Below are 20,841 nucleotides of genomic sequence, written 5' to 3'. Positions count from 1 at the left end.
TGCAACGCGCCCGGAACCGGTCCGCGTCAGCGGATCACTGACGACGGGTCGGATTCACCTCGTACACGGTGGTCGAGCCGGAGACCTCGTTGGCGACGATCAGCAGGGCGGTGCCGGAGGGGGACTCGTCGGCCGGCACGAAGGTCAGGCCCTCGGCGCCCATGTCACCCAGGCCGGCCGTGGCGTCGTCGCCCGCGGCATCCCAGTCACGGTCGTTGACGTAGTCCACGTAGGTGGCGTTCCGCGGGTCGGTGATGTCGAAGACCACCACGCCGCCGATGCGCTCGAGGCCCACGAACGCGTAGGTGCGGCCCTGGATCGTGCCCACCACTACGGACTCGGGCTCGGGGCCCTTGTCATCCGAACGGGAGTCCCCGGACGGGGTCTCGTCGTTGTTCGCGTTGAACGCGTGCTCCGGCAGCTCGCCGGCGGCCACGAGCCGGGCGATCTGCTCCTCGATCATGCCGGCGGAGTCGAACAGGCGGGTGCCGTCCGCGGTGTAGATGGAGAAGGACCGGCCGCCCAGTGTGGTCAGGGAGGAGTGGCACTCGCGCTCAGAGTCGTAGCCGAGGTCGGTGAGCACCTTCAGGCGGCCCAGGGCATCCTTCTTCTGCAGGGCCTTGGCCCCCGGGAACTCGGCGGCGCACAGGTCCAGGTCGCTGACGCGCTCGGAGTCGTTGAAGTCGCCCCACTCCCGCCCGTCACCCTCGTTGGCGGTGACGACCAGGTTCTGACCGCGCCAGCGGTACGTGTCGATGCCGTCGGGCATGGGCAGGCCGTCGACCGGCCAGTGGCCCAGCTCGATGCCGCCGTCCTTGTCCGAGGCGTCCAGCACGCCCTCGGTGGACCAATCGGTGGGCGTCAGCGCCCAGAGGTCCTCCAGCGTGGCGGACTTCAGGTCCACGACGGCGACGGCGTTGGCCTCCTGCACGGACACGTAGGCGGTGCGTCCGGTCGGGTCGACGGTGACGTACTCCGGCTCGAGGTTGCGAGCCACCCGACCGGCGGGCTCGTGACCGGCGGGCACCGCCATATCGGGGCCGGAGACGCGCACGCCGGCGGGCAGGGCGGTGCCGGCGTCGTAGGCACGGAAGTCCACGGTGCGCACCGCGTCCTGGGTCAGGCGGGAGAACTGCCGGGCGTTCTTCGGTACGGAGACCACGGAGATCGTGCCCTCCGGGTCGACGGAGAAGTCGTCGGCCGGTTCGCCCTCGTTGGCGACCACCACGTACGCCCCGTTCGGGGAGAAGGCCAGCGAGTCCGGCAGGGCACCCACCCGCACGCCGCCGAGGTAGCGCAGGGTGGTGGTGTCGAAGAACACGACCCAGCCGTGGTCGGTCTTCTCGGCGGCCTCGACGGCGACGGCCATCACACCGCCGGAGACAGCGACGGAGTTCACCGTGGCGCCCTTGTCCGTGACGGAGCCGTCCGCGGTGCGCAGGCCCTCGGCGGAGAGGGTCCGCTCGGCCACGGGGGCGGCGTCGGCGCCCAGGCGCATGACGTCGACGGCGCCGCGCTGCGCATTCACCACGAACAGGCGGCCGGAGACCGCGTCGAAGGCCGGGATCTCGGCGGCGGACTCGCCGAACACGCCGGTCTCGTGGGTGCCGGCGCGGGTGAGCTCGATGCTCTTGCCGGACGGGTTGGCGGCGATGGCGGCGCGCTGGGCCGTGGCCGAGTGCGGGGCGGGCGCGCTGAGGGAGGCCGGGGCGAGGAAGGCCGTGGACAGGGTCGCGGCGGTGACGGCCGTGGCGAGGCGTGCGAGGCGAGGCATGGATGCTCCAGTCAGGGCAGGGAGGCGGAGGACGGGGTCACCCCATCGCACGGATGTGAACGGTCCGTGACGTCCCGGCCAGCGCGCGGTGTCCCGCGGGTGTCGACGCCCCGGACGCCCCGCGTGCCGTCCGCCGAGGTCAGTCCTCGCTCGGCAGCCCCGCGAGCACCCGCACCGTCGTGAGGTTCCGGGCCGTGCCGCGCACCCCGAGCGCCCGGTCGAGGCGGGCCGGAGTGAGCGGGGAGTCGGCGACCCCCGCGGCGCAGCGCATCCACAGCAGCCGTCCCTCCAGGGCCGTGCGATCCGGCCCCGCGGGTCGGTCGTCCCCGTGGTCGAGCGCGGCCAGGGCGGCGGCCGCCTCGGGTGCGGGGTCGTCCTCGAGCACGGTGAGCTGCGTGCGTTTCGGCTCGCCGCCGGCCCAGGGGAGCGCGTCGTGCAGCTCCAGGGCGCGCCGGAGCGTGCCCACGTCCACGAGGACCACGGGGACGTCGAGGCCGCCCTCCTCACGCGCCCGTCGCGCGAACCCCTGCCGCACGCCCTCCGCGGCTGCGTCGGAGGACGCCCGGAACAGGACGTTGCCGCTGGCCAGGTGGGTGGTGACCGCCTCCCCGCCGGCGGCCTGGGCCCAGCGGATCAGCGTGTCCTTGCCGACACGGTTGCTCCGCCCCACGTTGATCCCGCGCAGCAGCAGGACGTGGGTGTGGTCGGTGCGCGGGGCGGCGGGGCTCATGCGGCCATGATGCCACCCACGCCCCCGCGGGCCGAGGACTACCCTGGACCCGATGGACGACCTCTTCAGCGCCGCCCACAACGGGGCCGACGACGACGGCCCGGCCGGCACCGTGGCCGCCCCGCACCCCGGCGCACCGCTGGCCGTGCGCATGCGCCCGCGCACGCTGGATGACGTGCTGGGCCAGCGGCACCTCATGCGGCCGGGCTCCCCGCTGCGCAAGCTCGCCGAGCCCGATCCGGACTCCGCCGCGGGACCGAGCTCGGTCATCCTCTACGGGCCTCCGGGCATCGGCAAGACGACGCTGGCCCACGTGATCGCCCGCGCCCCCGGGCGCACGTTCACGGAGCTGTCCGCGATCACGGCCGGTGTGAAGGACGTGCGGCAGGTGATGGAGCAGGCCCAGCGCGAACGGGACCTCTACGGGCGCACCACCGTCCTGTTCCTCGATGAGATCCACCGCTTCTCCAAGGCGCAGCAGGACGCGCTGCTGCCGGGCGTCGAGAACCGCTGGGTCGTGCTGGTGGCCGCGACCACGGAGAACCCGTCCTTCTCCGTGATCGCACCCCTGCTCTCCCGGTCGCTGCTGCTCACGCTGCGTCCCCTCACGGACGACGACATCGTCGGGCTGCTGGACCGTGCCGTGACCCAGGAGCGCGGGCTCAACGGCGCCGTGGTGCTCCAGGACGACGCGCGGGACTACCTGGTGCGGATGGCCGGCGGCGACGCGAGGCGGGCGCTCACGGTGCTGGAGGCCGCGGCCGGCGTCGCCCTGGACAAGGCGCGCGAGGCCGGCCGGGCGGGGGAGGGCGCCGTCGCGGTCACGGACGAGGACGCCGCGCAGGCGATGGACCACCACGTCCAGCGCTACGACAAGGACGGCGACCAGCACTACGACGTGATCAGTGCCTTCATCAAGTCCATCCGCGGCTCGGACGTGGACGCGTCGATGCACTACCTCGCCCGGATGCTGGAGGCGGGGGAGGACCCCCGGTTCATCGCCCGGCGGCTGATCATCTCCGCGTCCGAGGACGTGGGCATGGCCGACCCGACCGCGCTGCAGACCGCCGTGGCCGCCGCCCAGGCCGTGCAGCTGATCGGCATGCCGGAGGGACGCATCATCCTGGCGCAGGCCGTGACGCATCTGGCCACCGCGCCGAAGTCCAACGCGAGCTACACCGCCGTGAACGAGGCGATCGCGGACGTGCGGGCCGGCCACACGGGCGCGGTGCCGGCGCACCTGCGGGACGCGCACTACCCCGGCGCGGCGGCCCTCGGCCACGGCCAGGGCTACGTCTACAGCCACGACGAGCCGCACGCCGTCGCCCGTCAGCAGTACGCGCCGGACCCCCTGGTCGGGAGGGACTATTACCGGCCCAAGCCCATCGGACACGAGAAGCGGCTCACCGAGCAGGTGGCCGCGCTGCGCCGGATCATCCGCGGCGACTGAGCGCGCGCCGGGCCCGAGGGCGGACGCCTCGGGCGGCCGCGCGGAATAAAGACCCCGGATCACCGGTTGTCCAGGGATGAGCGGGGCGGTCGACGTCGGCCCGCCGACTCCTCGCCCGCTCGCGCCCCCATGCACCACCGACGCACAGAAGGAACAGAAGGAGCCGCCCCCATGACCCAGTCCACTCCGCAGCAGTCCACCCCCCAGCACACCGCCGCGCAGCAGCCGGCCCCGTACGGCCGCCCCGGCGCCGGCGGCCCCGCCCTCCCGCAGGCCGACTACCGCATCCTGCGCTCCGTCCCGGCCTACGCCGAGGCCCAGGCCCTCGTGGACCAGCTCTCCGACGCCGGGTTCCCCGTGGAGCGCGTGCGCATCGTGGGCACCGGGCTGCGCTCCGTGGAGCAGGTCCTGGGCCGGATGACCACCGGCAAGGCCGCCGTCCGCGGCGGGCTGCAGGGCCTGTGGTTCGGCCTCCTGCTCGGCCTGCTCTTCTCGATCTTCGCCCCCGGCTTCGGGTTCCTCTGGATCCTGCTGATCTCCCTGGGCCTGGGCGCCCTGTGGGGGGCCGTCTTCGGGGCGATCGGCCACGCGGCCACCGGCGGCAGGCGCGACTTCACGTCCCTGCAGACCATGGAGGCCGAGTCGTACGACGTGCTGGTCGAGGCCTCCCACCTGGACCAGGCCGGTCAGCTCCTCGGCGCGGACCCCGGCACCGCGGCCACGCCGCGCGCCTGAGCCCCGGCCCGCCCCGTCGTCGTCGCTCTGGTAAGGTGGACCGGTCTGGCAGGCGCTGCGCCCCGGACGCATCCCCCTCGAACGGTCCACGGGACACCCGCGTGCCCGGTCGAGGGACGCGCAGCGCATCAGTGGATGACGGGCGGCGGCACGCCCCTCAGCTCTCCTCAGGATCGCGGGGAGGCCAGGTTCGAGTCCCCTTGACCCGTGTGCCCCGGCGCGCGGACGAGACCTCGAGACAAACCCGAACCGTGCCGCACGTCAAGGAAAGGCAGGTCCACCATGAGTGGCAACCTTCGCACCCGCCGCACCGTGCGGCACTCCCGCGCCCTGGGCATCGCGCTGACCCCCAAGGCCGAGAAGTACATGGAGCGTCGTCCGTACGGCCCCGGCCAGCACGGCCGTGCCCGCCGCAAGCAGGACTCGGACTACGCGGTGCGCCTCAAGGAGAAGCAGCGTCTGCGCGCCCAGTACAACATCCGCGAGGCCCAGATGCGCCGCTACTTCGAGGAGGCCAAGCGCACCGCCGGCCTGACCGGTGAGAACCTGGTCGAGCTCCTCGAGCAGCGCCTCGACGCCCTCGTGCTGCGTGCCGGCTTCGCCCGCACCATCCAGCAGGCCCGTCAGCTCGTCGTGCACCGCCACATCCTGGTGGACGGCAAGCGCGTGGACGTCCCCTCGTTCCGCGTGAAGGAGGGCCAGATGATCCACGTGCACGAGCGCTCGGAGAAGATGGTCCCCTTCCAGCTGGCCGCCGCCGGCGCCCACCAGCAGGTCCTGCCCGCCACCCCGGGCTACCTGACCGTGGAGATCGACAAGCTGCGCGCCACCCTCACCCGTCGCCCGAAGCGCTCCGAGGTCCCCGTGACCTGCGAGGAGCAGCTCGTGGTCGAGTACTACGCGCGCTGATCCGCCGCGGCCGGGTCCGTCCCGGACGACGGCGCCCCGCGCGTCCCGCAGGCCCGGTCACCTCTCGGAGGTGACCGGGCCTGCGGCGTCCCCCGGGCCCGCCGCCGGGGATCGGCGCCGCGCCCGGTAAGGTGGGGCCGGAATCCCTGCCGTCCGAAGGAGGCCCCCGCCATGCTCCGCTCGCTGCTGCTCGTCGGCGCCGGCGCCGCATCCGGCTGGTTCGCACACCGCGCCCTCGGCGACCGTGCCCACCCGGCCACCGACGCGACCGACGCGCCGACGTCTGACCCTGGCTCCGCGGGGGGGCGCGCGGGGTTCTCCGCCCGCCTGGACCCGGAGCGTCTGGCCCGCCAGGCCGGTGAGGCCGCCGCCGACGCCGCGGCGGCCGCCCTGCAGGACGGTGCCCGGCGCCTGGCCGAGCGCGTCCGCGCCGAGGCCCCCTGGGCCGCGCCCTACCTGCCCCACACGGGGCCGATCATCTCCGGGGAGACCGTGGAGCCGCCGTCGCACGGCGCCGCCCGCCCCCAGACCACCACCACGCAGAAGGACACCCCCGCATGAAGTCCCAGGAGATCGCCCGCCGCTGGACCGCCTTCTTTGAGTCCAGGGGGCACCGCGTGGTGCCGTCGGCGTCGCTCGTCTCGCCGGATCCGTCGCTGCTGTTCACGGTGGCCGGCATGGTCCCGTTCATCCCGTACTTCCTGGGGGAGCAGACCCCGCCGAGCCCGCGCGTCGTCTCGGTGCAGAAGTGCATCCGCACCGCGGACATCGAGGAGGTCGGCAAGACCGTCCGCCACGGCACCTTCTTCCAGATGTGCGGCAACTTCTCCTTCGGCGACTACTTCAAGGAGACGGCCATCCCGATGGCCTGGGAGCTGCTGACGTCCTCGGTCGAGGACGGCGGCTTCGGCCTGGACCCCGAGCGCCTCTGGGTCACCGTGTACCGCGAGGACGACGAGGCCGAGCGCATCTGGCGCGAGGACGTGGGCGTCCGTCCCGAGCGCATCCAGCGCATGGGCAAGGACGACAACTACTGGAACACCGGCCAGCCCGGCCCGGGCGGCCCCTGCTCGGAGATCTTCTACGACCGCGGCCCCGCGTACGGCGTCGACGGCGGCCCGGCCGCGGACGACACCCGCTACATCGAGATCTGGAACCTCGTGTTCATGCAGTACCGCCTCTCCGCGGTGCGCTCGAAGGACGACTTCGACATCGCCGGCGAGCTCGAGCACAAGAACATCGACACCGGTCTCGGCCTCGAGCGGCTCGCCATGATCCTCCAGGGTGTGGAGAACATGTACGAGACGGACCAGGTCCGCCCCGTGCTCGACCGCGCCGCGCAGCTGGCCGGCCGCTCCTACACCTCCACCGAGGACCCGGCCGACCCGCACTACGACGACGACGTCCGCCTGCGCATGGTGGCCGACCACGTGCGCTCGGCCCTGATGCTGATCAGCGACGGCGTGCGCCCCGGCAACGAGGGCCGCGGCTACGTGCTGCGCCGCCTCATCCGCCGCGTCGTCCGCGCCCTGCGCCTGATGGGCGTCACCGAGCCCGTTTTCCCTGAGCTGCTGCCGGTCTCCCGGGACGCGATGAAGGGCACCTACCCGGTGGTCGCGGACGAGTTCGAGCGCATCTCCCGGATCGCCTACGCCGAGGAGAAGGCGTTCCTGCGGACCATCGCCGCGGGCACGGCCCGCCTCGACGCCGCGGTGGGCCAGGCCCGCTCGGCGGGCGGCGGCATCGCGGGCCCGGACGCGTTCGAGCTGCACGACACCTACGGCTTCCCGATCGAGCTGACGCTGGAGATCGCGGAGGAGGCCGGCGTCGCCGTGGACGAGGCCGGGTTCCGCGCCCTCATGGCCGAGCAGCGCGACCGCGCCCGCGCGGACGCCAAGGCCAAGAAGGCCGGCCACACGGACACCGCCGTGTACCAGCGCCTGCGCGCCGAGGGCCAGACCCACTTCACCGGCTACACCGAGCACACCACCGAGTCCGTGGTGCGCGGCCTGCTGCAGAACGGCGAGGAGGTCGCGTCCGCCGGCGCCGGCACGGAGCTCGAGCTCGTCCTGGACGCCACGCCGTTCTACGCGGAGTCCGGCGGCCAGGCCGCGGACACCGGCCTGATCACCGGCGACGGCTTCCGCCTCGAGGTGCTCGACGTGCAGGCCCCCGTGAAGGGGCTGTCCGTGCACAGGGTCAAGGTCCTCGACGGCGAGGTCGCCGCCGGTGCGCAGGCCCTCGGCGCGATCGACCTGCAGCGCCGCCTCGACGGCGAGAAGGCCCACTCCGGCACCCACCTGGTGCACGCCGCACTGCACCAGATCCTCGGCCCCGAGGCCACCCAGTCCGGCTCCTTCAACAAGGAGGGCTACCTGCGCTTCGACTTCCGCTGGGCCGAGGCGCTCTCGGCCGGGGCCCGCTCCGAGGTCGAGGACGTGGTGAACATCGCCATCCGCGACGACCACGCCGTGCTCACCCAGGAGATGAGCCTCGAGGAGGCGCGCGCACTCGGCGCGATGAGCCTGTTCGGCGAGAAGTACGGCGACCGGGTGCGCGTCGTGGAGATCGACGGCGCCTGGTCCCGCGAGCTGTGCGGCGGCACCCACGTGGGCCGCACCGCGCAGATCGGCTCGCTGACCCTGCTCGGCGAGCAGTCCGTGGGCTCGGGCAACCGCCGCGTCGAGGCGCTCGTCGGCCTGGACTCGTTCCGCCACCTCGCCGCGGAGCGCACCCTCGTCTCCGAGCTCTCGGAGATGTTCAAGGCCCCGGCCGAGGAGCTCAAGGACCGCATCGGCGCCACCCTGGACCGGCTCAAGGCGGCCGAGAAGCAGGTCGCGGAGCTGCGGGCCCAGGCGCTGCAGGCCCAGGCCGGGCAGCTCGTCGGGCAGGCCCAGGACGTCACGACGTCCGCCGGGACGTCGGTGCGGGTGCTGGCGCACCACGTCGGCGACGTGGCCGGGGACCAGCTGCGTTCCCTCGTGCTGGACCTGCGCGCCCGGATCGAGTCGGCCGGCGGCAACGCGGCGGGCACGCCCGTGCTCGTGGCCCTCACGGCCGAGGCCAAGGGCCGGCCCCTCGTGGTCGTGGCGACCAACGAGGCCGCCCGCGCGGCCGGCCTCAAGGCGGGCGCCATGGTCAAGACCGCCACCGGCGTGCTCGGCGGCGGGGGCGGAGGCAAGGACGACGTCGCCCAGGGCGGCGGCCAGGACGTCACGCGCGTCGGGGACGCGCTCGAGGCCGTCGTCGCCGCGGTGCGCGCGGCCTGAGGCGGACGTGAGCGCAGGTCAGGACGGGGCCGCCGTGGCGAGCGACGCCGTGCGCCGGGGGCGCACCCTCGGCGTCGACGTCGGACGTGCCCGCGTGGGCGTCGCGTCGGCCGACCCCGACGGCCTGATCGCCACCCCCGTGGCCACCCTGCGGCGGGATGCGCGTCGACGTCGTGACGTGGACGAGCTCGTCGCCCACGCACGCGAGCTCGACGTCGTCGCCGTGTACGTCGGCCTGCCGGTGAATCTGCGGGGCGAGCACACGCCGTCCACGCAGGACGCCCTCGACTACGCGGACGCCGTCGCCGCCGCCCTGGTCGAGGCGGGCCACCCCGTGCCGGTCCGGCTCGTCGACGAGCGGCTCAGCACGGTCTCCGCGCAGGCCGGACTGCGGGCCGCGGGCCGGTCCGTCAAGGACAGCCGCGGCGTGATCGACCAGGCGGCCGCCGTCGCGATCCTGCAGGCCGTCGTGGACGAGCAGCGCCGCACCGGCCGCTGGGCCGGCCAGGACCGGGAGCAGATCCGGTGACCGGCGACCACCAGCACGCGCGGCGTGAGGACCACTGGGACGATCTGCTCGGCGACGAGGCCGACGTCCACGACGACCTCGACGTGTTCGGCTTCGCCCACGGCGAGGCGGACGAGGCCGATCTCGGCGCCCCGTCCCAGCCGGTCGACGCGGCCGGCCCATGCCGGCCCCGCACGTTCCTGCGTCGCCGGGGCTCCGGGTCCCACCCGGCCCCGCGGGTCGATCGCGGCGCCGGCCGGCGGCGGACCGCGCTGGTGCTGGGCACGGTGCTCGTGGCGTTCGCCGTCGTGGTCGGGCTGATCGTGCGCGGGTTCCTGGGCGGCCCCGACCACACGGCCGTCGAGGGCGACGAGGTGACGTTCTCGGTGGAGCCGGGCGAGGACCTGGGCTCCGTGGCGGCCCGCCTGGACCGGGCCGGCATCGTGGCCTCCGCCCGTGCGTTCGAGCGCGCCGCCAGGGACACGGGCAGCGGTCTCGTGCGCTCGGGGGACTTCGTGCTGCGCGAGCGGATGCCCGCGGCCGAGGCCCTCGCGGTGCTCCAGGGCGCCGCGGACGGGGCCGTGCACTACGTGCTCGTGGAGCGCGGCCGGCGACTCACCGAGGTGCTGGACGCCGTCGCCGAGGCCACGGGGCTGCCCCGCAAGGAGCTCGAGGCCGCCGCCCACGACCCGACCCGCTACGGCGTCCCCGGGGAGGCGGGCACGCTCGAGGGCTGGCTCGACGCGGGGGAGTACCGCCTCCCCGTCGACGCCACCGCCGAGCAGGTGCTCGACTCCCTGATCCGGCCCACCCTCGCCGAGCTCGACGCCCTCGACGTCCGCGACCCGGCCGAGCAGCAGCGCCTGCTCACGATCGCCTCCATCCTCGAGGCGGAGGCCCTGCCCCAGGACTACCGGCAGGTCGCCGGCGCCATCGAGAACCGCCTCGCCCCGGACAACACCGAGACGCGCGGGCTCCTGCAGATCGACGCTACCGTCACGTACGGCCTCGGCGTGCGCAGCCTCAGCTTCACCTCGGGCCAGCGGCAGGACGCGTCGAACCCCTACAACACGTACGTGCACCCGGGCCTGCCGCCGGGTCCGATCGGCATGCCCTCCGACGCGGCCGTCGAGGCCGCCCTCGACCCGGCCGAGACGGACGCCTACTACTGGGTGACCACGGACATCGGCACCGGCCACACCGAGTTCTCCCGCACCTATGAGGAGCACCAGCAGCACGTGCGCACCCTGCAGCGCTACTGCGCCTCCAATCCGGGGGTGTGCTGATGCGCCCCACGCTGCGCGCGGCGGTCCTGGGCCGGCCGATCGCCCACTCGCTCTCCCCGGTGCTGCACGCGGCCGGCTACCGGGTCCTGGGCCTCGACGTCGACTACGGCCGACGTGACCTGGGCGAGGACGACGTGCTCGCCTTCGCGGCCGAGCACCTCGGCGCCCCGGGCGCGGCCGACGGCGGCGCGGCCGCGGCCCGCGGGCAGGACTGGCTCGGCTGCTCCGTCACCATGCCGCTGAAGCGGGCGGCCGTCGCCGCCGCCGGGCACGTCAGCGACCGCGTCCGGCTCCTGGGCACCGCGAACACCCTCGTGCGCGACCACCCCTCCGCGCCCGGGGTCGTCCACGCCGAGAACACGGACGTGGACGGCATCCTCGGCGCCCTCGCCGCGGCCGGCCTCGACCGTGCCGCCCGGGGCGGGACCGTCGGCGTCCTCGGGAACGGGGGGACCGCGACGGCGGCCGTCCTCGCCGCCACCACGCTCGGCGCGGACGCGGTGTTCTTCGGCGTCCGCGACGCCGCCCGCGCCGCCGAGGTGACGGCCCTGGCCGACGCGCTCGGGCTGCGCTGGGAGACCATCGGCCAGCCGGATCTGCTCCGGCGGGCACCGGGGCTGCGTGCCGTCGTCGCCACCCTGCCGCCGCGCGCCGCGGACGTCCTGGCCGCACACGTGCCGGCCGACGCCGCCCTGCCGCCCCTGCTGGACGCGGCCTACGACCCGTGGCCCTCCGTGCTGGCGTCCGCCTGGTCCCGGGAGGTCGGTCCGGTGGCGTCCGGGCTGTCCATGCTGCTGCACCAGGGCATCGAGCAGGTCCGGCTGTTCACGGCCCGGCCCCGCGCCGCAGCCGGGATGCCCGAGCCGGACTGGGCGGCGGTGACGCGCGCCGCGGCGGACGCCCTGGGACCGGCCGCCGGCTGAGCGTCGAACGCCGGATCCGGTGTGTCCCGTCCGGTCACACGTGACGGCGCGGCGCCCCGTGCGTGAGAGACTGCACGCCATGGTGCGCTGGTTGACAGCGGGGGAGTCTCACGGCCCCGCGCTCACAGGAATCGTAGAGGGACTGCCGGCCGGGATCCCGGTCACGACGCAGGACGTGCAGGACGCGCTCGCGCGCCGCCGCCTGGGGTACGGGCGCGGCGCGCGCATGAAGTTCGAGCAGGACGCGGTGACGATCCTCGGCGGCGTCCGCCACGGCCGCACCCTCGGCTCGCCTGTGGCGATCCAGGTGGGCAACACGGAATGGCCCAAGTGGGAGAAGGTGATGGCCGCCGATCCCGTCCCCGCGGAGGAGCTCGACGGTCTGGCCCGCAACGCGGCGCTCACCCGCCCGCGGCCCGGCCACGCCGACCTGACCGGCATGCAGAAGTACGGCTTCGACGAGGCCCGCCCCCTCCTCGAGCGCGCCTCCGCCCGTGAGACCGCCGCCCGTGTGGCCCTGGGCACCGTCGCCCGCGCCTTCCTCGGCGAGCTCGGCGTGCGGATCGTCTCCCACACCGTGGCCTTCGGGGAGGCCGCCCTGCCGGAGGGCCACCCGTTCCCCGTCCCCGAGGACGAGGCCCGCCTCGACGCCGACCCGGTCCGCTGCCTCGACCCGCAGACCTCCGCGGCGATGGTCGCCGAGGTCGACGACGCCCACCGCGCCGGGGAGACCCTCGGCGGCGTCGTGGAGGTGCTGGCGTACGGCGTGCCGATCGGCCTGGGCTCCCACGTCCACTGGGACCGCCGCCTCGACGCGCGGCTGGCGGGGGCGCTCATGGGCATCCAGGCGATCAAGGGCGTGCAGGTCGGCGACGGGTTCGCCACGGCCGCCCGACGCGGCACCGCCGCCCACGACGGGATCGCCCGCGGCGCGGACGGCCGCCCCCGGCGCACGACCGACCGGGCCGGCGGCATCGAGGCCGGCATGTCGACGGGCGAGCTGCTGCGCGTGAGCGCCGCGATGAAGCCGATCGCCACGGTGCCGCGCGCACTGCCCACGGTCGACGTCGCCACGGGCGCGGAGACCACGGCCCACCATCAGCGCTCCGACGTGGCGGCCGTGCCCGCCGCGGGCATCGTCGCCGAGGCCATGGTCGCCCTCGTCCTGGCCGACGCGATGCTCGAGAAGTTCGGCGGCGACTCCGTGGCCGAGACGCGCCGCAACCTCGAAGCGTTCCAGGCCGCGGTCCCCGCCCTGCCGGAGCCGGGCGCCGACGTCGTGGCGGACGGCCCGATGGGCGACCCCCTGCCGTGACCGACACCCCCGGGACCGCGCCGGCCCCGGGACCGGACCCGAGCACGCGTCCCGTCCCCGGGCCCGTCACCGTGTGCCCGTGGGAGGGCATGATCGGTGCCCTCGAGGCGCGCCTGACGGCCGCGGCCACGGTGGCCGCCGCGGCCGACGAGGACCCGGCCGCGCGCCCGGCCCGCCGGATCGTCCTCGTCGGCCCGATGGGGGCCGGGAAGACGACGGTCGGCCGGGCCCTGGCCGCCGTGACCGGGCTGCCCTTCGTGGACTCCGACGAGCTGTTCACCCAGGTGCACGGCCCGATCCCGGAGTTCTTCGCCGAGCACGGCGAGGCCGCGTTCCGGGCGGAGGAGGCGCGCGTCATCGGCCATGTGCTCGGCCGACCCGCCCCGTGCGTCCTCTCGTGCGGCGGCGGCGCCGTCCTGCATCCGGGCACCCGCCGCGCGCTGGCCGGGCCGGACTCCGACGTCGTCTACCTCGCGGTCGGAGAGGAGGAGGCGCTGCGCCGCGTGGGCGGCGGCGCGGGCCGCCCCGTCCTGGCCGGAGACCCCGCCGGGACCTGGCGGCGCATCCTCGCCGAACGCGAGGGGCTGTACCGCGAGGTCGCCGACCTCGTGCTCGACACCACAGGCCTGACGGCCGCCGAGGCGGCCTGGCGTATCGTGGGGGACGCCCACCGCCCCCGAAGGAGTGAGTCACACCCATGACCGACCGTGAGCCGGACATCACCGAGCAGGAGACCCCGGGGGCGGCGCCCGCGGCCGCTCCGGCCGCACCCGAGGACGTGACGGTCATCCCCGTGGCCGGCGGCCACGAGGCGACCGTGCACGGCGGCTACGACGTGGTGGTGGGCCGGGGCCTGCTCGCGCGCCTGCCGGACATGCTCGGCCCGACCGTCCGACGCGTGCTGGTCATCCATCCGCGCGCCCTCCGGGCCACCGGCGACGTCGTCAAGAACGACCTCGAGGCCGTGGGCCTGACCGCACTGACCGCCGAGATCCCGGACGCCGAGGAGGGCAAGCACCTGCAGGTGGCCGGGTTCTGCTGGCAGGTGCTCGGCCAGAACGACTTCACCCGGTCGGACGCGATCGTCTCCGTGGGCGGCGGCGCCGTGTCCGACCTGGCCGGCTTCGTGGCGGCCACGTGGCTGCGCGGCGTCCGCGTCGTGCACATGCCCACCACCCTGCTGGGCATGGTGGACGCGGCGGTGGGCGGCAAGACCGGCATCAACACCGCCGAGGGCAAGAACCTGGTGGGGGCGTTCCACAATCCGGCCGGCGTGCTGGCGGACCTGGACACGCTGCTCACCCTGCCGGCCAACGAGCTGATCTCCGGCCTGGCCGAGGTCGTGAAGTGCGGCTTCATCGCCGACCCCGCGATCCTCGACCTCATCGAGGAGGACCCGGCCCAGGCCCAGAACCCGCACTCCGCGCGGCTGCGCGAGCTGATCGAGCGTTCGATCCGGGTCAAGGCGGACGTCGTCTCCCGCGACCCCCGCGAGTCGGGCGCCCGCGAGGCGCTGAACTACGGCCACACGATGGGGCACGCGATCGAGCTCGCCGAGCGCTACCAGTGGCGCCACGGCGCCGCGGTGTCCGTGGGGCTGGTCTTCGCGGCCGAGCTGGCCCGCTCCCTCGGCCGGCTCGACGACGCCACCGCGGACCGCCACTGGTCGGTGCTGACGGCCCTGGGCCTGCCCGTCTCCTACCGCGGGGACCGGTGGCAGACCCTGCTCGAGGGCATCCGCCGGGACAAGAAGAACCGCGGCGACCAGCTGCGCTTCGTCCTGCTGGACGGGCTCGCGCAGCCCACCACCGTGGACATCCCGGACGCGTCCCTGCTCTTCGCGGCGTACCAGGAGATCGCAGAGTGAGCCGCCGCTGACCCCGGCCCCGCGCGGGGCCTCCCGTAGACTGGCCCGCGCACATCCAAGACCCCACCCACTGCAGGCGGACCCGTGACGGTCCGCGAGACCGATCGGGAGCACACACACGTGGCAACGAGCAACGACATCAAGAACGGCGCCGTCCTGAAGCTGGAGGGCCAGCTCTGGAACGTCACCGAGTTCCAGCACGTCAAGCCGGGCAAGGGCGGCGCGTTCGTCCGCACCAAGATGAAGAACATCACCACGGGCAAGGTCGTGGACAAGACCTTCAACGCCGGCGCCAAGGTCGAGTTCGCCACCGTGGACCGCTCCGACTACCAGTACCTCTACCAGGACGGCGCGGACTACGTGTTCATGGACGTCAAGGACTACGACCAGATCACCGTGCCCGGGGCCGTGGTCGGCGACGCCGCGAAGTACATGCTCGAGAACACCCAGGTGGTCATCGCCCTGCACGAGGGCACGCCGCTGTACCTCGAGATGCCGGCGTCCGTGGTCCTGGAGATCACCTACACCGAGCCGGGCCTGCAGGGGGACCGCTCGTCCGCCGGCACCAAGCCCGCCACCGTGGAGACCGGCGCCGAGATCCAGGTGCCGCTCTTCGTCGAGCAGGGCACCCGCGTCAAGGTCGACACCCGCACCGGCGACTACCTCGGCCGCGTCAATGACTGAGCGGGCCTCCGCCGGCTCCGCTGCCAAGCGGGGGACCACGGCGCGCAGCCGCTCCCGGCAGCGTGCGGTGGAGATCCTGTTCGAGGCCGAGCAGCGGGGCTCCAGCGCGCTGGAGGGCATCCGCACCCGCCGCGAGAGCACCGATCTGCAGGTGAACGCCTACACCCAGCGGCTCGTGGAAGGCGTCATCGCGGACCAGGAGCGGCTCGACGAGGCCCTGAGCTCCTACTCCCGCGGCTGGTCCCTGGACCGCATGCCCGCCGTCGACCGGGCGATCCTGCGCGTGGGGGCCTGGGAGCTGCTGTTCCAGGACGACGTGCCGGACGCCGTCGCCATCTCCGAGGCCGTCGCCCTGGCCGCCCAGCTGTCCACGGACGACTCGCCCGAGTTCGTCAACGGTCTGCTCGGCCGCCTGCAGCAGGTCAAGCCGACGCTGCTCGCCTGAGCCGCCGAGAGCTCCGTCACGAGGCCCGTCCCGCACCGCGTCATCCGCGCCGTGGGGCGGGCCTCGCTGGTAGAGTCGGCGACGTCCCGCGCGGGGGCCCACCGGCGCCCCGGGACGGACCACGCATCCTTTAAGAGCCGTCCTGTGAGGCGGGGAAGGAGGCGCCGGCATGGGAACTGACCCCGCCGCACCTCGTGCTGCCCGGACCGTGCTGTCCACGTCCGAGATCGACCGGGCGCTGACCCGGATCGCCCACGAGATCCTCGAGTCCAACAAGGGCGCCGAGGGTCTCGTCCTGATGGGGATCCCGCGCCGCGGGGCCCCCCTGGCCCGGCGGCTCGGCGCCCTGCTGGCCCGCATCGAGCCGGCCTTCGACCCCACCGCCGCCGTCGGTGAGGTGGACGTGACGCTCTACCGGGACGACCTCCGCCGCGGCACGGCCCGCACCCCGATGCCCACCCGCCTGCCCGAGGTCCCCCTCGACGGCGCCGTCGTCGTGCTCGTGGACGACGTCCTCTTCTCCGGCCGCACCGTCCGGGCCGCCCTCGACGCGATCGCCGACCTGGGCCGCCCCGCCGCCGTGCGCCTGGCCGTCCTCGTGGACCGCGGGCACCGCGAGCTGCCCGTCCGGGCCGACTTCGTGGGCAAGAACCTGCCGACCTCCACCGCCGAGCGCGTCCAGGTCCGGCTCATGGAGGTCGACGGCCCCGAGGGCACCGGCGAGGTCACTGAGGACGCCGTGAGCATCGTCGACCGTGTCGCGACCCGGGAGGGTTGAGCCGTGCGCCACCTGCTGTCCACCGCCGACCTCTCCCGCGCCGACGCCCTCGCCGTCCTCGACACCGCCGAGGAGATGGCCGCCGTCAACCAGCGCGAGGTCAAGAAGCTGCCCGCCCTGCGCGGCCGCACCGTGGTGAACCTCTTCCTCGAGGACTCCACCCGCACCCGCATCTCCTTCGAGGCCGCCGCCAAGCGGCTCTCCGCGGACGTGATCAACTTCTCCGCGAAGGGGTCGTCCGTCTCCAAGGGGGAGTCGCTCAAGGACACCGTCCAGACGCTCGAGGCCATCGGCGCGGACGCCATCGTGATGCGCCACTGGTCCTCGGGCGCGGCCCGCCAGCTGGCCGACTCCGGCTGGGTGCGCTCCGCCGTCGTGAACGCCGGCGACGGCACCCACGAGCACCCCACCCAGGCCCTCCTGGACGCCTTCACCCTGCGCCGGCGCCTCGCCGCGGCGACGGGAGAGGACCTGGTCGGCCGGGACCTGACCGGCATGCGCGTGGTGATCGTGGGGGACATCCTGCACTCGCGCGTGGCCCGGTCCAACGTGTGGCTGCTCAGCACGCTGGGCGCACAGGTCACCCTGGCCGCCCCGCCCACCCTGCTGCCCGTGGGCGTGGCCGCGTGGCCGTGCCAGGTCACCTACTCGCTGGACGAGGCCCTCGACGCCGGCCCCGACGCCGTCATGATGCTCCGCGTCCAGGCCGAGCGAATGGGCGGCGCCTTCTTCCCGTCCGCAGGGGAGTACACCCGGACCTGGGGGCTGACCGACGACCGCTTCGCCCGCCTCACCGCCGGCCGGGGCGCCCTGCTCGACGAGCCCGTGGTCATGCACCCCGGCCCGATGAACCGCGGCCTGGAGATCAGCCCGGCGGCGGCGGACTCGCCCCGCAACACCGCCCTCGAGCAGGTCGCCAACGGCGTGTCCGTCCGCATGGCGGTCCTGCACCTCGTCCTCAACCACGACCAGGAGGTCCGCCCGTGAGCGCCCCCAGCCCCGCCCCCCTGCTGCTGCGCAGCGCGCGCCTGACCACGGGCGAGACCGCCGACGTGCTCGTCGCCGAGGGCCGGATCGCCGCCCTCGGCCCGGACGCCGCGACCCACGCCGCCGGCCTCGACCCGGCCCCCGAGGAGGTCGACTGCGCCGGCCTGGTGCTGCTGCCCGGGCTCGTCGACCTGCACACCCATCTGCGCCAGCCCGGCAAGGAGGACGCGGAGACGGTCGAGACCGGCACCCGCGCCGCCGCGATGGGCGGCTTCACCTCGGTCCACGCGATGGCCAACTCGACGCCGACGGCCGACACCGCCGGCGTGGTGGAGCAGGTGTGGCGGCTGGGCCGGGACGCGGGCTGGTGCGATGTGCACCCCGTGGGCGCGGTGACCGTGGGCCTGGCCGGCGAGGCCCTGGCCGACCTCGGCGCGATGGCCGACTCGCAGGCCCGCGTGCGGATGTTCTCCGACGACGGCATGTGCGTCCACGACGCCGTGCTGATGCGCCGTGCGCTCGAGTACGTGAAGTCCTTCGGCGGCTTCGTGGCCCAGCACGCGCAGGAGCCGAACCTCACCGCCGGCGCCCAGATGAACGAGTCCGAGCTCTCCGGCGTCCTCGGCCTGGCCGGCTGGCCCGCCGTGGCGGAGGAGGCCATCATCGCCCGTGACGTGCTGCTGGCCCAGCACGTGGACTCCCGCCTGCACGTGTGCCACGTCTCCACGGCCGGCTCCGTCGAGCTGATCCGCTGGGCCAAGGCCCAGGGCGTGGCCGTGACCGCCGAGGTCACCCCGCACCACCTGCTGCTCACCGAGGAGCTCGTCCGCTCCTACGACCCCGTGTTCAAGGTCAACCCGCCGCTGCGCCGCGAGTCCGACGTGATGGCCCTGCGCGCCGGGCTGGCCGACGGCACCATCGACACCGTGGGCACCGACCACGCCCCACACACCGCCGAGACCAAGCAGTGCGAGTGGACGGTCGCGGCGATGGGCATGACGGGCCTCGAGACCGCCCTGTCCGTGGTGCAGCAGGCGATGGTGGACACCGGCCTGATGGACTGGGCCGGCGTCGCCCGCGTGATGTCCACGGCGCCGGCCCGGATCGCCGGCCTGACCGACCAGGGCCAGGCCGACGAGCGCGGCGTCCCGCGCGTCGGCGCCGTGGCCAACCTCGTGCTCGTGGACCCGCAGGCCCGCCGCACCGTGGACCCCGAGCAGCACCTGACCAAGTCCCGCAACAGCCCGTACCGGGGCATGGAGCTGCCGGGCGCGGTACGCCACACGGTCTACCGCGGCGCCCGCGTCGTCGCCGACGGCGCCCCCGCCCGGCCGTACCGCCACCCGGCCCTGACGGAGACGGGGGAGCGCGCGTGAGCATCACCTCCCTGGCCGCCGCCCTGGCGGCCCGTCCCGTCCCGCCGCGGACCCCGACGAAGGACTACGCGGACGTGTGGCTGCCGGTGACCCTGGGCACCCTGGCCGTCGTCCTCGTGCTGCTCGGCCTGCTGGCCCTCGGGTGGCGGGCCCGCCGCCGGGCGCAGGCCGGGATCCCGGCCCCGGCCCCCGTGCCGACGGCCCTCTACGACGCCGAGCCGACGCTGTCCGCGGAGGGCATGCACGTGGGCACGGTGCGCGGCGAGGACCGACTGGACCGCGTGGCGGTGCACGGCCTGGGCCTGCGCTCGCGCGCCGTCCTCGAGGTCCACGACGCCGGCACCCACCGCGGCCTGCTCGTGCTCCGCCCCGGGGCCGCCAACCTGTTCATCCCCGCGGACGACCTCGTCGAGGCCGGCCTGTCCGGCGGGATCGCCGGCAAGTTCGTCGAGCCGGGCGGGCTCGTCGCCTGGGGCTGGCGCCTCGGCGACGTCGAACTCACCTCCGCCTTCCGCCCCGACCGCCCCGAGGACCGCGACCGGCTCCTCGCCGCCCTGCAGACCATCATCGACCCCGCCCCGGCCGACCCGGCCGGCCGCGCAGGAGAAGGAGACCCCCGATGAGCACCCCCACCGACGACCTGGCCCTGCTCGTCCTCGAGGACGGCACCGTCCACCGCGGCCGGGCCTACGGCGCCCGCGGCCGCACCCTGGGCGAGGCCGTGTTCACCACGGGCATGACCGGCTACCAGGAGACCCTCACCGACCCGTCCTACGCGGGGCAGATCATCGTGCAGACCTCCCCGCACATCGGCAACACCGGGGTCAACGACGCCGACCGCGAGTCGCGGGCGATCTTCGCCGCCGGCTACGTGGTCCGCGACGCGGCCCGGCGTCCGTCCAACTGGCGCGCCGAGCGCACCCTCGACGAGGAGCTCGAGACGTTCGGCGTCGTCGGGATCCGCGAGGTCGACACCCGGGCCATCACCCGCCGCCTGCGCACCGAGGGCTCGATGCGCGCCGGCGTGTTCTCCGGCGAGCACGCCGCCCGCCCGGAGGCCGAGCTGCTGGCGGAGGTGCGCGCCCAGCCGTCGATGGCCGGCGCCCGCCTCGCGGAGTCCGTCACCACGGAGCAGCCGTACGTCATCGAGCCGGCCGAGCACGGCTGGGAGGGCGAGCCGATCGCCGAGATCGCCGCCCTCGACCTCGGCATCAAGGCCGCCACGCCGCGGCACCTGGCCTCCCGCGGCATCCGCGTGCACGTGCTGCCCGCGGCCACGGACCTGGCCGGCATCCGCGCCGTGGACCCGGACGGCGTCTTCCTGTCCAACGGCCCCGGCGACCCGGCCACGGCAGACGCCCAGGTGGAGCTGCTGCGCGAGGTCCTCGACGCCGGCCTGCCGTTCTTCGGCATCTGCTTCGGCAACCAGATCTTCGGCCGCGCGCTCGGCTTCGACACCTACAAGCTGAAGTTCGGCCACCGCGGCCCGAACCAGCCGGTGCTGGACAAGGCCACGGGCCGCGTGGCCATCACCTCCCAGAACCACGGCTTCGCCGTGGACGCCCCCCTCGGCGAGCCGATCGAGGCGCCGGAGTCGCGCTTCGGCCGCGTCGAGGTCTCCCACTGGTCCCTGAACGACCAGGTCGTCGAGGGCCTGCGCCTGCTCGACCGGCCCGCCTTCTCCGTGCAGTTCCACCCGGAGTCCGCGGCCGGCCCCAACGACACCCTCGACCTGTTCGACCGCTTCGTGCAGCTGCTCACCGAGCACCGCGCCGCCACCACCCCCGCCACCGAAGGAGCCTGAT

20 protein-coding genes are annotated in these 20,841 nt (G+C 74.6%); 18 read left to right on the top strand and 2 right to left on the bottom strand.

Annotated features, from left to right (window positions below):
• Positions 1-34 precede the first annotated feature (34 nt).
• Together SJ20_RS10090 and SJ20_RS10085 are read right to left on the bottom strand one after the other, a co-directional pair.
• Complete coding sequence (locus SJ20_RS10090; protein ID WP_044659817.1) at positions 35-1,774, bottom strand: choice-of-anchor I family protein; 1,740 nt, start codon at positions 1,772-1,774, stop codon at positions 35-37.
• Between the two features lie 139 nt (positions 1,775-1,913).
• Positions 1,914-2,504 carry a DUF1697 domain-containing protein gene (locus tag SJ20_RS10085; protein ID WP_044659816.1) on the bottom strand — a complete coding sequence of 197 codons (591 nt, stop codon included), beginning with the start codon at positions 2,502-2,504 and terminating at the stop codon, positions 1,914-1,916.
• A 52-nt stretch (positions 2,505-2,556) separates the two neighbouring features.
• On the opposite strand from SJ20_RS10085, the gene SJ20_RS10080 reads away from it, so the two are divergent.
• The 18 genes from SJ20_RS10080 to carA all read left to right on the top strand — a co-directional run bounded on the left by SJ20_RS10080 (position 2,557) and on the right by carA (position 20,840).
• On the top strand, positions 2,557-3,954 hold the full coding sequence (locus tag SJ20_RS10080; protein WP_044659815.1) for a replication-associated recombination protein A: 1,398 nt from the start codon (positions 2,557-2,559) through the stop codon (positions 3,952-3,954).
• 171 nt (positions 3,955-4,125) lie between these two features.
• Complete coding sequence (locus SJ20_RS10075) at positions 4,126-4,689, top strand: general stress protein (RefSeq protein ID WP_020621560.1); 564 nt, start codon at positions 4,126-4,128, stop codon at positions 4,687-4,689.
• Between the two features lie 282 nt (positions 4,690-4,971).
• Complete coding sequence (gene rpsD, locus SJ20_RS10070) at positions 4,972-5,598, top strand: 30S ribosomal protein S4 (RefSeq protein WP_020621561.1); 627 nt, start codon at positions 4,972-4,974, stop codon at positions 5,596-5,598.
• Positions 5,599-5,769: 171 nt separating this feature from the next.
• Positions 5,770-6,159, top strand: a complete 390-nt coding sequence (locus tag SJ20_RS10065) for a hypothetical protein (RefSeq protein WP_020621562.1) — start codon at positions 5,770-5,772, stop codon at positions 6,157-6,159.
• Positions 6,156-8,867 carry an alanine--tRNA ligase gene (gene alaS / locus SJ20_RS10060; protein WP_036380962.1) on the top strand — a complete coding sequence of 904 codons (2,712 nt, stop codon included), beginning with the start codon at positions 6,156-6,158 and terminating at the stop codon, positions 8,865-8,867. The genes SJ20_RS10065 and alaS overlap by 4 nt, the downstream gene beginning before the upstream one ends.
• Positions 8,868-8,874: 7 nt before the next feature.
• The gene (gene ruvX / locus SJ20_RS10055; protein WP_044659814.1) at positions 8,875-9,396 is read left to right on the top strand and encodes a Holliday junction resolvase RuvX; all 522 of its coding nucleotides are present in this window, start codon (positions 8,875-8,877) and stop codon (positions 9,394-9,396) included.
• Positions 9,393-10,661, top strand: a complete 1,269-nt coding sequence (gene mltG / locus SJ20_RS10050) for an endolytic transglycosylase MltG (protein WP_044659813.1) — start codon at positions 9,393-9,395, stop codon at positions 10,659-10,661. Before ruvX ends, mltG begins: the two co-directional genes overlap by 4 nt.
• A complete protein-coding gene (locus SJ20_RS10045; protein ID WP_044659823.1) occupies positions 10,661-11,584 on the top strand; it encodes a shikimate dehydrogenase in 924 nt (307 codons plus the stop codon). Before mltG ends, SJ20_RS10045 begins: the two co-directional genes overlap by 1 nt.
• 79 nt (positions 11,585-11,663) lie before the next feature.
• Positions 11,664-12,899: a chorismate synthase gene (gene aroC, locus SJ20_RS10040; protein ID WP_036336604.1), complete on the top strand. Its 1,236-nt coding sequence runs from the start codon at positions 11,664-11,666 to the stop codon at positions 12,897-12,899.
• Positions 12,896-13,600, top strand: a complete 705-nt coding sequence (locus SJ20_RS10035) for a shikimate kinase (RefSeq protein WP_044659812.1) — start codon at positions 12,896-12,898, stop codon at positions 13,598-13,600. The genes aroC and SJ20_RS10035 overlap by 4 nt, the downstream gene beginning before the upstream one ends.
• Positions 13,597-14,766, top strand: coding sequence for a 3-dehydroquinate synthase (aroB, locus tag SJ20_RS10030; protein ID WP_082067642.1), 1,170 nt, complete (start codon positions 13,597-13,599; stop codon positions 14,764-14,766). The genes SJ20_RS10035 and aroB overlap by 4 nt, the downstream gene beginning before the upstream one ends.
• A gap of 120 nt (positions 14,767-14,886) precedes the next feature.
• A complete protein-coding gene (efp, locus tag SJ20_RS10025) occupies positions 14,887-15,450 on the top strand; it encodes an elongation factor P (RefSeq protein ID WP_002857030.1) in 564 nt (187 codons plus the stop codon).
• The gene (nusB, locus tag SJ20_RS10020; protein ID WP_044659811.1) at positions 15,443-15,895 is read left to right on the top strand and encodes a transcription antitermination factor NusB; all 453 of its coding nucleotides are present in this window, start codon (positions 15,443-15,445) and stop codon (positions 15,893-15,895) included. The genes efp and nusB overlap by 8 nt, the downstream gene beginning before the upstream one ends.
• 169 nt (positions 15,896-16,064) lie before the next feature.
• Positions 16,065-16,673 (top strand): bifunctional pyr operon transcriptional regulator/uracil phosphoribosyltransferase PyrR, encoded by a 609-nt coding sequence (gene pyrR, locus SJ20_RS10015; RefSeq protein ID WP_036313707.1) that lies wholly within the window; start codon positions 16,065-16,067, stop codon positions 16,671-16,673.
• Between the two features lie 3 nt (positions 16,674-16,676).
• The gene (locus SJ20_RS10010) at positions 16,677-17,660 is read left to right on the top strand and encodes an aspartate carbamoyltransferase catalytic subunit (RefSeq protein ID WP_036313715.1); all 984 of its coding nucleotides are present in this window, start codon (positions 16,677-16,679) and stop codon (positions 17,658-17,660) included.
• Complete coding sequence (locus SJ20_RS10005; protein ID WP_036313718.1) at positions 17,657-19,036, top strand: dihydroorotase; 1,380 nt, start codon at positions 17,657-17,659, stop codon at positions 19,034-19,036. Before SJ20_RS10010 ends, SJ20_RS10005 begins: the two co-directional genes overlap by 4 nt.
• Entirely contained in the window at positions 19,033-19,659 is a 627-nt protein-coding gene (locus SJ20_RS10000; protein WP_012750893.1) for a hypothetical protein, read from the top strand. The genes SJ20_RS10005 and SJ20_RS10000 overlap by 4 nt, the downstream gene beginning before the upstream one ends.
• A complete protein-coding gene (carA, locus tag SJ20_RS09995) occupies positions 19,656-20,840 on the top strand; it encodes a glutamine-hydrolyzing carbamoyl-phosphate synthase small subunit (protein WP_036313720.1) in 1,185 nt (394 codons plus the stop codon). The genes SJ20_RS10000 and carA overlap by 4 nt, the downstream gene beginning before the upstream one ends.
• The last annotated feature ends 1 nt before the right edge of the window (position 20,841 follow it).

It is taken from the genome of Micrococcus sp. MS-ASIII-49 (assembly GCF_000946635.1).
Classification (GTDB): domain Bacteria; phylum Actinomycetota; class Actinomycetes; order Actinomycetales; family Micrococcaceae; genus Micrococcus; species Micrococcus luteus.
This window is presented reverse-complemented; position numbering and strand designations above follow the sequence as displayed.

Bases quoted from the DNA above. Each gene is read 5' to 3' on its own strand.
- SJ20_RS10090 (WP_044659817.1), bottom strand. From the start codon at position 1,774: ATGCCTCGCCTCGCACGCCTCGCCACGGCCGTCACCGCCGCGACCCTG.
- SJ20_RS10085 (WP_044659816.1), bottom strand. From the start codon at position 2,504: ATGAGCCCCGCCGCCCCGCGCACCGACCACACCCACGTCCTGCTGCTG.
- SJ20_RS10080 (WP_044659815.1), top strand. From the start codon at position 2,557: ATGGACGACCTCTTCAGCGCCGCCCACAACGGGGCCGACGACGACGGC.
- SJ20_RS10075 (WP_020621560.1), top strand. From the start codon at position 4,126: ATGACCCAGTCCACTCCGCAGCAGTCCACCCCCCAGCACACCGCCGCG.
- rpsD (WP_020621561.1), top strand. From the start codon at position 4,972: ATGAGTGGCAACCTTCGCACCCGCCGCACCGTGCGGCACTCCCGCGCC.
- SJ20_RS10065 (WP_020621562.1), top strand. From the start codon at position 5,770: ATGCTCCGCTCGCTGCTGCTCGTCGGCGCCGGCGCCGCATCCGGCTGG.
- alaS (WP_036380962.1), top strand. From the start codon at position 6,156: ATGAAGTCCCAGGAGATCGCCCGCCGCTGGACCGCCTTCTTTGAGTCC.
- SJ20_RS10045 (WP_044659823.1), top strand. From the start codon at position 10,661: ATGCGCCCCACGCTGCGCGCGGCGGTCCTGGGCCGGCCGATCGCCCAC.
- aroC (WP_036336604.1), top strand. From the start codon at position 11,664: ATGGTGCGCTGGTTGACAGCGGGGGAGTCTCACGGCCCCGCGCTCACA.
- aroB (WP_082067642.1), top strand. From the start codon at position 13,597: ATGACCGACCGTGAGCCGGACATCACCGAGCAGGAGACCCCGGGGGCG.
- nusB (WP_044659811.1), top strand. From the start codon at position 15,443: ATGACTGAGCGGGCCTCCGCCGGCTCCGCTGCCAAGCGGGGGACCACG.
- pyrR (WP_036313707.1), top strand. From the start codon at position 16,065: ATGGGAACTGACCCCGCCGCACCTCGTGCTGCCCGGACCGTGCTGTCC.
- carA (WP_036313720.1), top strand. From the start codon at position 19,656: ATGAGCACCCCCACCGACGACCTGGCCCTGCTCGTCCTCGAGGACGGC.